The organism is Mesobacillus jeotgali, assembly GCF_031759225.1.
Lineage (GTDB): Bacteria > Bacillota > Bacilli > Bacillales > Cytobacillaceae > Mesobacillus > Mesobacillus jeotgali_B.
The window spans coordinates 2112912-2129003 of sequence record NZ_CP134494.1; the positions used below are offsets into that span (position 1 = coordinate 2112912).

Genomic DNA, 16092 nt, shown 5'->3' on the forward strand with positions numbered 1-16092 from the left:
AATTGAGTTTTTGACCGTTACGTTAGGAAACAAACGACAATGTCATTTATTTTCGTTTACCTTTCAGGTCGATACCAATCGCCGCACCGTTTCGGCTTGAGTCGGCAACTCCCTTGAAAATGCCGTTTTCACGGTCAATCAGGATGCTTTGAACATTGCCGATGGTCGTCGGGCTTTGTCCAAATTTATGGCCCATCGCATTCAGTTGGCTTAGCGTATCAGCGCTTATGCCGTCTTCATAACGGTAGGAATTAAGATTATTGGTGTAGATTCGTGGTTCTTCGACTGCTTGCTTTAGTTCCATATCGTACTCAATCGCATGGATAATGGTTTGCAGTACTGAAGTTATGATGGTCGGGCCTCCAGGAGAGCCAACGGTTAATACTGGTTCACCTTCGTCATCAAAAACAATTGTCGGTGTCATGCTGCTTAACGGGCGTTTGTTTGGCTGGACTTCATTCGCACCGCCAGGGACTGCATCGAAGTCGGTTAATTCATTGTTCAGCATGAATCCATAGCCAGGAACCATAATACCTGTGCCAAAAACCTGTTCAATGGTTGTTGTGTAAGAGACGACATTTCCCCATTTGTCTGTAACGGAAAAATGGGTCGTTTCACCATATTTTCGGTCATTTGGCTGGCTTGTCGGTAAATAGTTGGCTTCGGAATTCTCGTACTTCCAAGGGTCGCCGGCTGTTGGATTCTGATTGACTGAGTCCAGACTGATCAGCTTCTGACGCTCCTTGATGTAGTCGGGATGAAGAAGTCCATTCACTGGCACATTGACAAATTCAGGGTCACCAGCGTATGCAGCTCGATCCGCATAGGCAAGGTGCATGGCTTCGGCCAGAAGATGATATTTTTCAGCTGACCTGACATCATATTGGGATAGATTGAAATCGTCAAGAATTTTCAGCATTTGCAGCAGGAAGACACCGCCTGAACTTGGTGGTGGCATGCTGGCAATTTCGTAGCCTTGGTAGTCTCCCCAAATTGGCTCATCTACTGTTACATCATACTTTTCCAAGTCCTCGGCAGTCATTGAACCCCCAAATTCCTGGACCACATCAGCAAGTGCTTCTGCAATTTCTCCTTTATAAAAGGCGTCCGTTCCTTGCGAGCGAATCAGCTTAAAGGTTTTAGCCAAGTCGTCCTGGACAAGGACATCTCCCTCTTGAAGCGGTTCTCCTCCAGGCAGGAAGACTTCACTTGCTGCAGATCTTGATAATTTGTCCTGGTTATCCGCAATCGCGTCTGCAAGGACAGAGTCAATCGGAAATCCTTTGTCTGCAAGTTTAACGGCCGGTCCGATCAGCTGCTGCAGCGGGCGAGTTCCCCACATTTCAAGTGCTGTTTCGAGTCCCTTCAGTGTACCCGGCACTCCGACTGCAGTACCACCTGTTGAGCGGGTTGAGAAAGGAATTGGATTCCCATTCTCATCCAGGAACATATCTGGTGTCGCGCCTTCAGGAGCACGTTCACGACTGTTCACAATCTTGGTTTCCTTTGTTTTTCTGTCATACACCATCATGAAACCGCCGCCGCCGATTCCAGACATCATGGGCTCGACTACTGTCAGCGCAAACTGGATCGCAACAGCAGCATCGATCGCATTTCCGCCTTTGCGAAGGACCTCAGCTCCAATCTCGGATGCGAGCGGGTGGGCTGTTGCGACCATTCCATCCTTGCCAACATCAACCTGGCTGTACTGGTCATAGCTGAATTCTGGTTTTTTTGCCAGTCCAGCTGCAGGCATGGTACCGGCGAGCAACAGAACACTTAACAGAGCAAATAGCCCGGTCCGTAAGAATTTTGTCATATGAATCCCTCCTGTTTAAATTTGGAATCACCCTCATGGTAGTGGAAAAGAGAGATTGATAGCAAATAATTTGCTGAATTTTCTTAATTTTAGACATAACGTCCTAACGACAATGGGAAATACGGTAAAAAAGCACTTGTATTAGACGGGACTAAAGGTTGGTTGATAGATTGATGAATGCACAGTTTCAACATATAGTAGAGATAATACCCTTACTAGGTTGCAAAATTTAAAAGTTTTATCTTTGCTTAATGAATATTTTAAAGGAGCGAAAGATGTAAATGACTGTAAAATTGAAAAGCTGTACGCTAGAAGATTTGGAAACTCTTCAAGAAATTAGTATAGGAACATTTGACGAAACCTTTAGGGCACAGAATTCTCCTGAGAATATGAGTGCCTACTTGGAGAAGGCATTTAACTTAGAACAACTGGAAAGCGAACTTTCCTATCCTTCATCACAATTCTTCCTTGTATATTACGATGATGAAGTGGCTGGGTATTTGAAGCTTAATACCAATGATGCCCAGTCTGAAGAGATGGGCAATGACGCTCTTGAAATTGAAAGGATTTATGTGAAAAACAAATTTCAAAAGCTTGGGCTTGGTAAGTATCTGTTTAATATGGCAATGGAAATTGCTATGGACAGCGGTAAAAAGAAAATCTGGCTCGGTGTATGGGAAAAGAATGAGAATGCCATCGCTTTTTACAAAAAGTTGGGCTTTGTCCAAACTGGAGAGCATTCTTTTTTCATGGGAGACGAAGAACAAACAGACTTGATCATGACTATGACACTGCATGATTAAGTCCATTATCTGACTACGCAGTGTTCACCTGCTAAATAACCTATAATTACAATAAGCCGACCATTTGCTGGGTTTTATGCAACCTAGCATATTGTGGGCTTTTTTTCGTTATTTTAAGGAAACATAGAAATTAGCAAGTTGGGTTCCACATAAAATACGATGGCCCTGTGAGTAGTTAGTAGGTATAAAGACCATAAAGAATCTTGTCTTTTATTGTCTAAATATTCATTCTTTTTACACTATTAATATGGTACTAACATAAACTATCATTTATTTAGCGTCCCGAAAGGAATAAGAAGGAGGGGAGATAGTAAGAGGGCGACGACTTTTACGGAAGGAAGTAGTACATATATGAAATCTATTAAGAGATTAATAAAAATGACATCGGCTTTGATGATCCTCATGGTTGCATTCAGTTCGGCAACATATGCAGCACTGCAGCCCGGGGGGCCATCCACTAACGGGAATACGAACATAAACAGCACCCTATCTTACCAGGAAGTTATCAAGATCCTTGAAGACATTGAGGGATCGAGCAAAGGAAAGGTTGATGTATTTACCCTTGACCAGTATGGGAAGTCAGAACAGGGCCGAAGCATTTATGTCGCAAAAGTTGGGAAAGGCCCTCAAAAGATATGGATCCAAGCGCAAATCCATGGGAATGAAAAACTGGTCACTGAAGCAGCACTACAGCTTCTAAAGACCTACGCAAAAAGCGGAGAGAAGGATGTTGAGAAGGTTCTTGAGGAGTCTACACTATATTTCATCCCAATGTACAATCCTGATGGTGCAGAAATGAACCTACGTCAAACCAAACTTACGGATAGCGGTAAATTAATCGACTTAAACCGTGATTGGACAGCAGCTGGATTTGAAGCAGTGGAATCACGGGTTGTTTATGCCTACTGGGCGGACGTGAATCCTGATTTCGCCATCGACCTTCACCATCAAGGGTTTAAGCAAGTATATGGCACGAATGAATCCACTTCTTTCTCCCTTGGTATCTCACTTGCACCAGATGGACCAACATTGCCTAGTATCGGCTATAATGAGATCACCAAGCAAATGATGGCATATGTGTATGATGAATTGAAAGACTATGGATACACCCATATTGACCGTTACCAGGTCGGCGTGGATAGAGAAGCAGGAACCGGCTATGATATCGATATTAGGGGCGGTGTTGTTTCAGCCATGATGATGGGGCTGAATTACAAGAACTTGAACCCTGAAGGGCACAGCCATCCAGCAGTATTTTTCGAAACAAAAGGAAATACTTCTGAGAGCAGCCTTGGCCAAAAGTCAAATGGCTACCTGACAAAGCAGAATTACCTGGCATTGAAATCATTGGTACACGGATATGTAACAGGTGAAGTCGAAAAAGTGAACCCGGATGACTGGTATAATATCCCGTACTATCCTCTGGCTGGATACTTAACGGATTATAATGGTGTCATACCTGCGGGAGCAAATAGCGGTTATTAATACAGTTAGGGAGAGTGTCGCTTGTAGACGCTCTCTTTTTTATTATTGATCAACCTCTTTTATGGAACCAAAGCAGTCCTCAATCGTAATAATTAGAAAGGCCTATTACGAGGGAGTGTGCAAATGGGTTACTTTGAAAGAGTGAAGGAAATTCAACAACTTCAATGGGAATTATTTATTGATTATTGGTACCTGCATATTGCTGTTATATTAATGGGATTGGCTGCAGTGGCAATTTGGGTGTTAAAGAAATAATTCCACCCTTAGGGGGTTACTTAAAGGAGATGTATTTTGTCATGAATAAAGGACCAAAAGAAGCTTCAAACAGCAGGAAGGTAAGGGTGATCATCTCTTTAATAAGCTGCTTCATTTTATTTATATGGGGTGTTTTTACATTAGTTGTCGGGGGAGTCAGATTCGCCATTAATTCCGACCTTGCTTGCAATCGGTGGTTTTATAGGGTTTCTTGGTGGAGTCGTAGAAATTAAAAAAATGAATACTGCTTGAGTTGAGGTGCGTGGGTGCAGGAAGGATTTACGTGCGCATTTTTGTTGAATTCTTATATGAATCAAACGGTTTTAAGGAGATCATTATATGGGGATATTTAAGAAAAAACCATTGAAAGAGCAGCGGCGAGAATTTTTATTCATGATTTTAATTCTTGGTCTGGCAGCATATTACATACTTTTCTTTACACCTAAAAATTCACTTGAATTATATCAGGCTATTTCGTTTGCGGATGATTATGAAGAAGCTCAAAAAGTAATGTTGGAGGGATACGAGGATAATTTTAAGGAAGAGGACTTTGAATTCATGAACAGGCCGGAACATTCTGCAGGTCGAATAAGCCAGTTTACACTCTTTGAATATAATGAAAAAACCTATATGGTCATGACTACACCCGGAACTGAAAAATTAAAAGTCCTGGCTATTGAAGAGTTACCGGCAGAGATTAGAGAGTATTTTCTTGAGGTAGCACCGTAAACAGAATAATATATCATAAAAAAGGCATTGCACTATTTGCAATGCCTTTAGCTGACTCGAAGCGGCTCTTCTTTTACAGGGAGTTCGCTTGATCTTGGAGTGGTCTCTTTATTCAAAGCCAACAAAAATATCATGCCGATGATGCAAGCTGTGCCGCCCCATTGAAAAATACCAAAAGGTTCTTTTAGCCAAAAGACGGTTGTGAGTACAGCGGCTAGCGGCTCGATGCTGCCTAGGAGACTTGATTCCTTTGCCTGCAGGCTTTGCAGGCTTTCGATATAGAACCAAAATGCAATCATTGTGCTAAAAATGATGACGAAGACTAAATATGAGTATGCTTCCAGATTCAATCCCTCAAAGTCCATTCGCCAGGGTGGATGAATCAAACTTAATGAAAAACCACCGATGATCATCGCCCATCCGACAATGACAAGCGAATCATACTGCTTTAGTAACGGAATGGCATATAGAGTATAAAAAGCAAGGGCTACACCAGACAAAACTCCCCAAACAATGGCAGGCGTAGGCACAGATAATTGTGAAATCGAGCCGTTAGTCAATAGGAAAAAACAACCGACTAAAGCCAGGGAAACAGTCACTAAATCTTTGCGAGTGAGGACTGTCTGTTTGCGCAGAATCAAGTATACAATGATCATTATCGGTGCTAAATACTGCAAGAGCGTGGCTACAGCGGCGTTTCCATGTTGAATGGAGGCCATATAGGTGTATTGGACTGCCAGCATACCGAGTAATCCGAAAATCAATAAATGGGTGGCAGAGCTTCTGTTTTTCCAGACACCAAATATTTGGGAACGATCGGCTCTGAAAAATTGTACTGTTAAAAGCAATAGGCCAGCAATAAGCAATCGTGTCGTGACCAACCAATTTACATCAATGTAATAATCCTGGAATAGCTTTTTGGCCACTGTACCGCCAATCCCCCAGAATATAGCTCCAGTAATGACTAGAAATATTCCCCTCCGTCTGTTCATGGTTGGATCTACTCCTTTAAAATATAAAAATAGTGTATGATGTTTTAAATGATAACTAGAAAAGCTTTGGATTAATACACAAATCGAATCAAAAAATATAAGGATATTGAGGTGGTACTGTGCAATTGAAGGAGTTCAGGGTCGATCAAAATTTAAAAGAATTAACTGAGCACCGTACAGTAGAGTTACCCATTGCGTGTTACGAAACTACGATCAACCAAAACATAAATGGATACATACCGCTTCATTGGCATGATGAATTTCAGTTCGTTGTCTTAGTAAAAGGAGAAGCAGTCTTTCAAATAAATGAAGAAAACATTGCAGTCCGTGAAGGGGAGGGTCTGTTTATCAATAGCGGCCGACTGCACAGTGCAACAAATCAGGATGATTCAGACTGTGTTTATATTTGTTTAAATGTTTCCCCATCTTTCATGTTATCACAGGAACTGTTCTCCACCTATGTGAACCCTTATATTCAAGCAACGAACTTACCTTACTTATCCCTAAGTCCAAACGAGAACTGGGCGGAAAACATTTTAGGGGCAATTATCTCAATCAATCAATTGTTACGGAAAAAGTCACTATACTATGAAATTGACATCAGCAGCCAGCTGACTATCATCTGGAAAAACTTAATGAAAAATGGATTTCAATTAAAGTACGAACAGACTGAAATCATCAAGAATCAACGAATGAAGCAAATGCTAAATTGGATTCACCAGCATTATCATAAAAAAATCCTTTTAGATGATATCGCACGTGCTGGGCAGTTAAGCCGGTCCGAATGCTGCCGATATTTTCAACGAACCTTAAAGAAAACTCCGCTGAATTATGTAACCGACTATCGAATTCAAAAGAGTTTGGTGTTATTACAACAACCAGAATCCACCGTCACGGATGTTGCCTACCAAGTTGGGTTCAACAGCACAAGCTATTTCATTGATAAGTTTCGGAAATCGATGAACATGACCCCATTAGCGTACAAAAAGAACAAAACCTCAATATAGTGCCCCATATGATGCATAGGCGAACCAAAAAACAGGAGGCGTGGCAAAACTTGTTTTAGTTTTACACGCCTTTTTTGTCATCATTTCGCGACATGGCAATTTATAAGAAGGATTCTATGGAAAATAATAGAATTATAGAAGTAGAGAACATACTAGGAGACTTTTTATGATAAAACTTTACATTGCAAGGCACGGAGAAACGTCCTGGAATACAGAAAAGAGAATGCAGGGTTGGCTGGATTCTGACCTGACAGACTACGGCATTAAAAATGCCGAATCTTTGGGTGTGAGACTGAAGGAAATCGAATTTGAAGTGATATATTCGAGTCCCAGCGGGAGAACAAAGTCTACGGCAGAATTAGTGATAGGCGGACGAGAGATACCGATAATTTTCGATAATCAACTGAGGGAAATGAACCTAGGATCATGGGAGGGACAAACTCTCGATACTATTAAAGAAACTAACCCGATAGAGATCGATCATTTTTGGAATGCACCTGACCTCTTTGTGCCAGTTGGCGGTGAAAGCTTTATTGAGGTTAGAGAAAGAGCGTTAGAGATATTGAGGAGAATTAAAAATGACCACAAATCAGGAAACATCCTGGTTGTTACTCACACAGTTATGATCAAAGCTCTTTTTACTGTTTTTAAAGATTCATCGATTGATCAATTATGGGGTCCGCCATATATTCACGATACGAGCCTATCAGTTGTTGAAATAGACCAAGAACAATATAGGATCATCCTGGAAGGAGATATATCACATAAAACTCCTGTGCCCGTGAATCCATAAAATTCTTTGTTGAGGAATTCAGCTGCCTATCAGGCGGCTTTTTCTTGGATTTGACAGATTGTAAATTCAGGAGGGGATGTTTGAATGGTAGATGAAGTCATTCGGCAATTTGGATTGAAGACACACTCAATGTACGAGGTTGAAGATTCTTATAGTTCAACAGTCTATAGATGTACTTTATCAAGAGGCGAAAATGTTTTCTTGAAAATTCCTTATTCAAAACTGAAATTCCAGAGGGAGTTAGAAGCATATGAAATACTTAAAGGAAGGGTTTCCATTCCTGAGCTTTTGGACTATTGGCATGGTGATGATGAGTGTCCTGGTGCTTTTTTAATATCTGAATTAAAAGGAAGCCCCTTAACAACTAAAGTTTCGCCAACCATTGCGTTTCAAGTGGGAGTCCTTCAGGCTGAGATGCACAATATCCGCCCGCCTGCTGATAATGTGTTGACTGGAATTCAAAATGAATTTCCTAACTGGTCTGATTTTGTTGAGAAGCAATTTTACAGTTTCGCTGAGGATGTAAAGGATGTCCTGGAACATCATGTAAACAAACAAGCGATTGAAAAATTCGAGAAAATGAAAAATCAGCTGCCAGCTCCGGATGGACCAAGCTTTGTACATATGGATTTTCGGCCGGCCAATATCATTGTTGATGGTGATAAAGTATCAGGATTGATTGATTTTGAGAGTGTCCGTTTTGGTTCGACAGAGATGGACTTTACAAAGCTTTATCGTGATTTTTTACGCTTTGATCCTGCATTGTATAGCTCGTTTAAAGAGGGATATAACACCATCAGACCATTGATTGATTTAGACATTGTCCTGCCTTTTTATCAATTCACGGATGCTTTTAATAGTATAGGCTGGTGCCAGCGTCGCGGAATTGAAAAAAACGCCTTGTTCCTGGAAGAAAATTTAGTGAGGTTAAAAGGTTTTTTAAAGTAAATGGATGAAAAAAGCCATATTTAAAATAGGGGGACTTCCATGAAATTTGGGTCTAGGTCATTGGCATTGTGGTTGGTCCTAAGTCTTGTCTTTATTTACTTAGTGGATCTATTTACAGTTAACCCTCAAGTGATATCAGGAAACGGCAATTTAGGTTTATTATTTTTCGTGCCAACACTGCTTATCTTTATCTTTTTTGCAAAAAGTTTATGGAAATGGTTAGGGCTACTCACAATAAATGCCGGTAGATCGACAATGGTCCTTGTCGGAGCATTTGTTCTTATTATCCTATTCTGTATCTTGGAGTATCAATTTGCTGTGAATCTAGTAAACGACTTAGGTGGATCACCTAAAGAACCTGCATCAAGAATTTACCGTTTTCCATGGTTAAATCAGTATACAAATACGCTTTTCATTAACTTATACACCTTTGGCTTACTGGCAACCGGAATCACTTTTTTGAAAAATATTTTAAAAAGAGTAAAAAGAAAATGAAGATAGTTAGAATATTGTGGGGATTACAAGCTTATTCTTCATAAACAGAAACGGAGGAAAAAAAGTGGAGATACAAAATTCAGTTGCAAAAGTGCTTCGCATCATTGGAATTGTAGTAATGATTGGTGGGTTTATCATTGCATTGGTTTCAGGTACCAGCCACGGACATTGGAGCCTGATTCTACCTGCCCTGTTTTCCAGTTTTGTCACAGGTATGATCTTCATAGGGTTCTCTGAAGTCATAGACTTGCTGCATAAAATTCACCTTCAACTTCCTCAAAACAATAACAGTGCTATAGCTTTGTCTAAAAACAAGGATGACGTAAATCAGCAGCAACCACAAAAAGATTGGCAACCGTCACTACAAGACCTTGAAGACATTCAGGAACTGTACCCTGGTCAAAAGATAAGAGTCCAAGCCACGCCGTATGAAGATTATTGTATCGTCCATGTCGAGGGGAAAGAGCATATCGAAGTGGTGGAAATCGGCGGATTCAAGCCTAAGAAAATAACAGCTGATTCAGAACCTGAACTTTTTAACAAAATACAAAACTGGTATAACAATCTAGCATCATCCTGAAATAGAGTTCCGTAATAAATAATGCAAGGGAATAATATAATTTACGATAGGTTGAGGATTTTCTTGCGAGAAATAACAGCATTAATGGGGCAGAACCGCAAGCTCTATAAGATTAGGAGGAGTAGAATGAGAAAAAATGAAGTTTTTACGTATACAGCATTGGCATTTTCTATCGGTATTGTATTAGGCTTTTTGATCTCTCCAGCTAAAAATGGTTTTGGCAATAATTCTGGCAATAACATAAAGAATTACTATTATAACAACCCTTTAGGGGATAATGAGACAAAACCCTCAGTATAAAGGGTTTAAGTGTCATTTGAACTATGTATTGAGATATTTAAGAAGGAAGTTGAAGTGATTGGCAGAATTAATGTTAGGCGGTGATTATGATAGAAAAGAAATTCCCTGTTATTGAAACCGACAGATTGATTCTAAAGGAAATAATTAGAGATGATGCTGAAGATATTTTTAAGTATCTATCAGATGAAAATGTGATGAAATACTATGGTTTGGAACCGTTCAAATCAATTGATGAGGCGATGGAGGAGATTGGGTGGTATCAATCGATCTTTGATGAGGGATCTGGTGTCAGATGGGGAATTACCTTAAAAGGCCACAGAAATGTGATTGGCAGTTGTGGTTTCTTAAACAAAGTCCCACAGCACTACCGTTCCGAAATTGGTTTTGAGTTGAGCAAGGAATATTGGGGAAAAGGGATTGCTAACGAGGCATTGGCCGCTGTGATACAATACGGATTTGAACAAATGAATCTTCAACGGATTCAGGCGCTGATTGAACCCCTTAATCTTTCGTCGCAAAAATTAGTTGAAAGAAATGGCTTCATTAAAGAAGGTCTAATGCGAAATTATGAATATACTTGTGGGAAATTTGATGATTTATTCATGTATTCATTAATTAAGCAAGATGTTGAGACAGGCTCAAATACATAGGGAGAAGTTATTATAAAATGAATCATAAATTCATAGAAAACATCCAACGAGTCTATCCTGACTTAATCATTAATGATGTTTTTGTTAATGAAATCGGCCAGAATAATGACGTCATTATTGTCAACGAATCTCTGGTTTTCAGATTCCCCAAATACAAACAAGGGATTATGCAATTAAGAAGGGAAACAGAGATTTTAAAATACATAAAGGACATTGTCTCTATGCCTATTCCGGTCCCTGGTTATGAGTGCTTAGCTGAATTAGAACCTGGTAAGTCCTTCACTGGTTATAAATTGATTGATGGCAAGCCTTTGTGGAGGAATGGTTTACTGGAAATCAAGAGTGACGAGCAGCTTAGAAGGCTGGCGTCACAACTGGTTTCTTTTCTAGCAGAAATTCATTCTATTTCTGGGGACAGAGCAAGCAGGGAATTAAAATTGGAGGGACGTCATCCTCGTGAGGAAATGAGTGACCTTTATGAAAAAATTATAGATAAATTGTTTCCTTTTATGAGAAATGAATCCAAAGAGGATGTAACAGAATCGTTCGAGAATTTTTTGAATGGGGATGTGTTCGCTAATTTAGAACTTACACTTATTCATGGGGATTTTGGTGCGTCGAATATTTTATGGAATCCACGGACTGTTGAGATTTCCGGGATCATCGATTTTGGAGGTTCTGGCATTGGAGATCCGGCATATGATTTTGCGGGAATACTTTCCAGTTACGGTGAAGGTTTTTTTAATAAGTGTATGGAGTTATATCCGGACGGTCAAGAAATAGCTAAGCGTGTTCATTTCTACAAAAGTACCTTTGCCCTGCAGGAGGCATTGCATGGGATTGAACATAATGATGTACTGGCTTTTGAAGCTGGTATCAAGAATTACAGATAGTATTTTTGCTGGATAAAATCCGAAAAGAAATGCCGCGGCCAACGCGGCATTTCTCATTTTTACAGAATTATTTATTCAGGGCAGGGACATCTTTCCTGACTACATCGAATAAACCAGCACCGATGATGTCGAGTGCAGATTTCATCCTTTCAGGTGAGATATTGTCTTCGATTGTGTCCTGTGGTGTATGGTAGACTTTCTCGATATGGTAGACAAGCGGGTCCCAGCTGTCGATTCCCATCCAGATGAATAATGCAGCTGGAATTCCGGCATTATGGAACGGAACATGGTCACTTGACCCAAATTTGCCTGGCAGGATATCAGAGTTTCCGAGTCGTGCTCCTGCTGCGACAGTTGAATCAGTGACAATATTGTTGGAGCCATTTGATGTCATGGCATAAAGATTCTTAGCTGGGCCATAATTTGTGGCAACCATGTCCGGCACGAAGACAGCTTCGATATTGTCACGCTGTTCCTGTGTCAATTGGTCGACATAATATCTAGCGCCGAGCAGTCCGCGTTCCTCAGAACCGAAGGCAATGAACTTTAATTCTTTATCTGTATTGTATCCCTTATAAACACGTGCCAATTCAAGCATTAGACCGACGCCAGACGCATTGTCATTTGCACCCGGAGCACCAACGACGCTGTCATGATGCGCTCCCAAAATCACTTCTTTCGTATCTTTGTTTTTCTGTTTAGGAGCCTTTGTGGCAATGACATTGACAGATTCCAGATCGGAGAATTGCTCAGACGACAGGCTGATTTCCACCGGACCTTCTGCCAGCTTTTCTTTCAGCCATTCCCCCTGAATGTATGCAGCTCCAAATACCGGGATATCGACAGGAGCAGCCAGGTTAGGGTTAAAAGTCTGTCCGTAGTTTCCACGGCTCCCAACCAAGCTCTGCAAAATGACCCCAGCAGCGCCTGCTTGTACTGCATTGTCAACTTGTGTACGATAAGCGGCTGTGCTGGATGCTCTCGGCATGACCACAATCTTTCCTGCTGTATCTGCAGGGAAGTCAGCAAGATTTGTCCCGCCTTCCACGAAAAGCACCTCTCCGCTAACAGCTTCTTTGCTTACTTTTCCATTTGGAGCAGCAGCCATCTGCCATGAAGTTCCGTCTGCAAAGGCTACATCCGCTATGTACTGGTCAGCTACAGGAAAGTATTGATACTCTACCTCATAACCGTAGCTTTTCAATACATTGGCAATGTACTCAGCGGATTCTTTTTCAGCATGCAGTCCTCCAGGACGAGGGCCAATTTCCTCTGATAAATACCTGACATGCTCAATAGCACGCTCAGCATCCACTCGCGCTACGACTTTCTGATCTTGTGAGTAACCTGATTTGCCATTAGCAGGCTCACTGGTTGCATAACTGGCTGAGCCAAAAGCCATTGTTAATGCCAAAAGTGAAGCCGCTACTTTTACACCTTGCTTTCGTAATACCATGACATTCCCTCCTATTAAGTTAATCTAGCAAAACTAGATGCTTAAACCCTATCGTAGTTCAGGAGGAGAAGAACAGACAAGTTAAAAAATTACTAATTTTCTAAATTTTTCTACCTAAAGAACTAGGTGTACAAGATTTAGAGAATGCCTTTTAGAGCATTTATATGTAAATAATATAATAGGATAAAGCAGACTGTTAAAATAAGAAGGTAATTCCATGTATATGCAGAATTAAGTAAGCAGATAGATTGTTTTCATGTGAAGGGAGGGAGAGGAAGTGGTTCAGAGGGTTTTAAATGTACCGTATTTCTTGCTGGTGGTAGCCGCATTATTTTGGGGCGGAAATGCGGTGGCCGGAAAGTTCCTCGCTAGTTCGCTCCCACCGGTGACCATTTCATTTACTCGCCTGGGGATAGGGGTGCTGATTATGTCTCCGGTGATCATCAGGCTGTTCAGGCATGAAAGAGCTGCCCTTCGGGAACACTTCAAGCTGCTTTTGTTGCTGGCGGTTACAGGAGTGATTGGCTTCAATCTGCTCATCTATTGGGCTGTCAATTATACGACGGCCATCAATGCGACCTTGTTGAACAGCACGAGCCCGCTGTTTATTTTCCTGCTGTCAGCGCTTCTCATTGGTGAAAAAATGGAGCTGAAGTATTGGATGTCGCTGGTGATTTCAATGCTTGGTGTGCTTGTTGTCATCACACATGGGTCGATTGAAAGAATGCTGGCATTGGAATTTAATATTGGTGATTTAATTATGGTGCTTGCAGTTATTTCATGGGCATTGTATTCCATTTATATTAAAAAAATCTCAGGAAAGCTTCCCTCGCTGGCAATCTTCGGTTTTACCTTGGCGATCGGATTTATGTTGATGATTCCCGCAGTGGCAATCGAGCTTTCGCTGGTGCCGGTTGGTACGGTGGGCCTTGCTGAGTGGACAGCGCTGTTTTACATAGGGATTTTCCCATCGATTTGTTCTTTTCTACTATGGAATCGTGGAGTTGCGATGATCGGCCCACCCAAGGCGTCTATTTCACTTAATCTCATTCCGGTGTTCGGGACCATTTTCGCCTTCTTTGTGCTTGGTGAAGTAATTTCCGTGCCGCAAATCATTGGAGGATGTCTAGTTTTTGTCGGAGTGTTCATTACTTCTTTTTCAAAAAAGAAAACAGTACAATTAGCTGAAGAAGCTTAGCGTTTATCATGGAATTAATAATAGGGGGAATTTACATATGTACGAAGAAGGTTTTGTGGAGGTTGCCGGCGGAAGAGTCTGGTACGAGATTTACAATAAGGATGCGAAAGGGACCCCGGTGATTATTTTACATGGAGGGCCTGGGTCTTCGACTTATTCTTTAAAAGGACTGAAGGAGCTGGGTGAGGATCGTCCTGTTGTAATGTATGACCAGCTCGGCTGCGGGAAGTCGGACCGGCCAGATGATCTATCATTATGGAAGGTCGACCGGTTTGTAGAGGAACTTGGCCAGGTTCGAGAGGCTCTGGAGCTTGACGAAGTACATATTCTTGGACACTCGTGGGGTACGACATTGGCGGCGGCCTATGTGCTGACAAAGCCAACTGGTGTGAAGAGCGTGATTTTTTCAAGTCCTTGCTTGAGTGCGCCGATGTGGGAAGAGGACCAAAAGCGGAATATCGCCAAGCTGCCAGCTGAGGTGCAGGAAACCATCTTGCGTTGTGAGGAGAGCGGCGAGACCGATTCTGAAGAGTTTAAAGCTGCCATTAAGGAATTTAATAAGCAATTCGTGTTCCGTGGAGAGCCAGATCTGGAGTGGATTAAGGCCGGATCCGGAATGAAGAATCCTGTTGTGTATGAAACGATGTGGGGGCCATCCGAGTTTACGGTGAAGGGAAATCTTAAGACTTTTGATTGCACACCGCAATTGGGAGAAATTGAGTGCCCGACGCTCTATACTTGCGGCCGTTACGATGAGGCGACTCCTGAATCGACTGAGTATTACGCGGAGAAGACGCCAATCTCAGAGTTCCATGTTTTTGAAGAAAGTGCCCATATGCCATATATGGAAGAACCAGAAGAATATTTGCAGGTGATTGGTGAATTTCTTGAGAAAATCGATCGCCAGGTGTGACTTTTGCTATACTGTTTCATGAATCCTTTATGTTAAGTTAATAGTGTTAATTAAGCCATAAAGGAGTTTTTTTCATGAGCTGTGGATGTTCTAGATTAGAAGATGGCAAAGCGATTGTTGACCATGTGAAGAGCAAAGGTAAGGAAAAGATAAAGCCGCGGGTCGCGCACCAAATCGCTTGCGAATGCGGGGAAATGTTCACAATGGACACGGTCATTACAAACTGCCCAAGCTGCGGCATGACGTACGGCGTCACACCTTGCAGTTCCGGGGATATCAATAAGGTAAAGGCTGCTGGAATTCAATATGCATAATAAAAAATCTCTCGAATTGTCGAGAGTTTTTTTGTTTTGGTATATGTGAAGGTGATGTCCTGCAATATTGATAAGATGCTATTGTCACACTTACTCATTGCTGAAGTTTTATTGCTAGATCGTTGCTTCAATGTCCCCAACAGGCTTAAATTGAGTTTTAAATACAGTGTGCTTTTTGCCAAGTCTATTCGTAACGATATAGGTTGTTTCCAATTCACGATCGACATCATATTGATCCCCGACTTTGAATTCCAGATCTAAACCTTCGTTATTGATGCAAATAACTTTTTGCATATTATTGATCCTCCTGAAAGTGCCTCATTATTTCATATCTTTCGCACAGAGGTTCGGGTTTATGTCTGATTTGGTAAACTTTAATGGAAAATGTTCCTTTTTTACTCACTGGTAAAAAAATAGGAGTTTTTCCAGTTCGCCAAAAAACCTGTGAAAATCGCCAATAAA

19 protein-coding genes are annotated in these 16092 nt (G+C 41.3%); 15 read left to right on the forward strand and 4 right to left on the reverse strand.

Annotation, left to right across the window (positions count from 1 at the left end):
- Positions 1 to 46 precede the first annotated feature (46 nt).
- Positions 47 to 1819, reverse strand: a complete 1773-nt coding sequence (gene ggt, locus RH061_RS10520) for a gamma-glutamyltransferase (protein WP_311075900.1) — start codon at positions 1817 to 1819, stop codon at positions 47 to 49.
- 281 nt (positions 1820 to 2100) lie between these two features.
- On the opposite strand from ggt, the gene paiA reads away from it, so the two are divergent.
- The 4 genes from paiA (at position 2101) to RH061_RS10540 (ending at position 5091) form a co-directional block, all read left to right on the forward strand.
- A complete protein-coding gene (paiA, locus tag RH061_RS10525; protein WP_311075902.1) occupies positions 2101 to 2622 on the forward strand; it encodes a spermidine/spermine N(1)-acetyltransferase in 522 nt (173 codons plus the stop codon).
- 351 nt (positions 2623 to 2973) lie between these two features.
- The gene (locus RH061_RS10530; RefSeq protein WP_311075904.1) at positions 2974 to 4107 is read left to right on the forward strand and encodes a M14 family zinc carboxypeptidase; all 1134 of its coding nucleotides are present in this window, start codon (positions 2974 to 2976) and stop codon (positions 4105 to 4107) included.
- 123 nt (positions 4108 to 4230) lie between these two features.
- Positions 4231 to 4362 carry a hypothetical protein gene (locus RH061_RS10535; RefSeq protein ID WP_311075905.1) on the forward strand — a complete coding sequence of 44 codons (132 nt, stop codon included), beginning with the start codon at positions 4231 to 4233 and terminating at the stop codon, positions 4360 to 4362.
- Between the two features lie 339 nt (positions 4363 to 4701).
- Positions 4702 to 5091, forward strand: coding sequence for a hypothetical protein (locus tag RH061_RS10540; protein ID WP_311075907.1), 390 nt, complete (start codon positions 4702 to 4704; stop codon positions 5089 to 5091).
- A gap of 47 nt (positions 5092 to 5138) precedes the next feature.
- Here the strand turns inward: RH061_RS10540 and RH061_RS10545 are convergent, their stop codons facing one another.
- Entirely contained in the window at positions 5139 to 6083 is a 945-nt protein-coding gene (locus RH061_RS10545; protein WP_311075909.1) for a DMT family transporter, read from the reverse strand.
- Positions 6084 to 6208: 125 nt separating this feature from the next.
- Here RH061_RS10545 and RH061_RS10550 point away from each other — a divergent pair, with 125 nt between their 5' ends.
- The 8 genes from RH061_RS10550 to RH061_RS10585 all read left to right on the forward strand — a co-directional run bounded on the left by RH061_RS10550 (position 6209) and on the right by RH061_RS10585 (position 11749).
- Positions 6209 to 7090, forward strand: coding sequence for an AraC family transcriptional regulator (locus tag RH061_RS10550; RefSeq protein ID WP_311075910.1), 882 nt, complete (start codon positions 6209 to 6211; stop codon positions 7088 to 7090).
- A gap of 166 nt (positions 7091 to 7256) precedes the next feature.
- Positions 7257 to 7883, forward strand: a complete 627-nt coding sequence (locus RH061_RS10555) for a histidine phosphatase family protein (RefSeq protein ID WP_311075911.1) — start codon at positions 7257 to 7259, stop codon at positions 7881 to 7883.
- A gap of 84 nt (positions 7884 to 7967) precedes the next feature.
- Positions 7968 to 8831 (forward strand): phosphotransferase family protein, encoded by an 864-nt coding sequence (locus tag RH061_RS10560; protein WP_311075914.1) that lies wholly within the window; start codon positions 7968 to 7970, stop codon positions 8829 to 8831.
- 39 nt (positions 8832 to 8870) lie between these two features.
- Positions 8871 to 9326 carry a hypothetical protein gene (locus tag RH061_RS10565; RefSeq protein ID WP_311075916.1) on the forward strand — a complete coding sequence of 152 codons (456 nt, stop codon included), beginning with the start codon at positions 8871 to 8873 and terminating at the stop codon, positions 9324 to 9326.
- 64 nt (positions 9327 to 9390) lie between these two features.
- On the forward strand, positions 9391 to 9906 hold the full coding sequence (locus RH061_RS10570; RefSeq protein WP_311075917.1) for a hypothetical protein: 516 nt from the start codon (positions 9391 to 9393) through the stop codon (positions 9904 to 9906).
- 126 nt (positions 9907 to 10032) lie between these two features.
- Positions 10033 to 10206 (forward strand): hypothetical protein, encoded by a 174-nt coding sequence (locus RH061_RS10575; RefSeq protein ID WP_311075919.1) that lies wholly within the window; start codon positions 10033 to 10035, stop codon positions 10204 to 10206.
- An 86-nt stretch (positions 10207 to 10292) separates the two neighbouring features.
- Positions 10293 to 10856 (forward strand): GNAT family N-acetyltransferase, encoded by a 564-nt coding sequence (locus tag RH061_RS10580; RefSeq protein WP_396654873.1) that lies wholly within the window; start codon positions 10293 to 10295, stop codon positions 10854 to 10856.
- A 17-nt stretch (positions 10857 to 10873) separates the two neighbouring features.
- Complete coding sequence (locus RH061_RS10585; RefSeq protein ID WP_311075921.1) at positions 10874 to 11749, forward strand: phosphotransferase family protein; 876 nt, start codon at positions 10874 to 10876, stop codon at positions 11747 to 11749.
- 67 nt (positions 11750 to 11816) lie between these two features.
- On the opposite strand, the gene RH061_RS10590 is transcribed toward RH061_RS10585, so the two are convergent.
- The gene (locus tag RH061_RS10590; RefSeq protein WP_311075922.1) at positions 11817 to 13205 is read right to left on the reverse strand and encodes a M20/M25/M40 family metallo-hydrolase; all 1389 of its coding nucleotides are present in this window, start codon (positions 13203 to 13205) and stop codon (positions 11817 to 11819) included.
- A gap of 277 nt (positions 13206 to 13482) precedes the next feature.
- Between RH061_RS10590 and RH061_RS10595 the strand changes: the two genes are divergently transcribed.
- From RH061_RS10595 to RH061_RS10605, 3 genes are all read left to right on the forward strand, one after another.
- Positions 13483 to 14403, forward strand: coding sequence for a DMT family transporter (locus tag RH061_RS10595; RefSeq protein ID WP_311075924.1), 921 nt, complete (start codon positions 13483 to 13485; stop codon positions 14401 to 14403).
- A 37-nt stretch (positions 14404 to 14440) separates the two neighbouring features.
- Complete coding sequence (locus RH061_RS10600; RefSeq protein ID WP_311075925.1) at positions 14441 to 15316, forward strand: proline iminopeptidase-family hydrolase; 876 nt, start codon at positions 14441 to 14443, stop codon at positions 15314 to 15316.
- Positions 15317 to 15390: 74 nt separating this feature from the next.
- Positions 15391 to 15630, forward strand: coding sequence for a hypothetical protein (locus tag RH061_RS10605; RefSeq protein ID WP_311075927.1), 240 nt, complete (start codon positions 15391 to 15393; stop codon positions 15628 to 15630).
- A 114-nt stretch (positions 15631 to 15744) separates the two neighbouring features.
- Here RH061_RS10605 and RH061_RS10610 read toward each other — a convergent pair whose 3' ends face one another.
- Positions 15745 to 15924 (reverse strand): hypothetical protein, encoded by a 180-nt coding sequence (locus RH061_RS10610; protein ID WP_311075928.1) that lies wholly within the window; start codon positions 15922 to 15924, stop codon positions 15745 to 15747.
- Between the last annotated feature and the right edge of the window lie 168 nt (positions 15925 to 16092).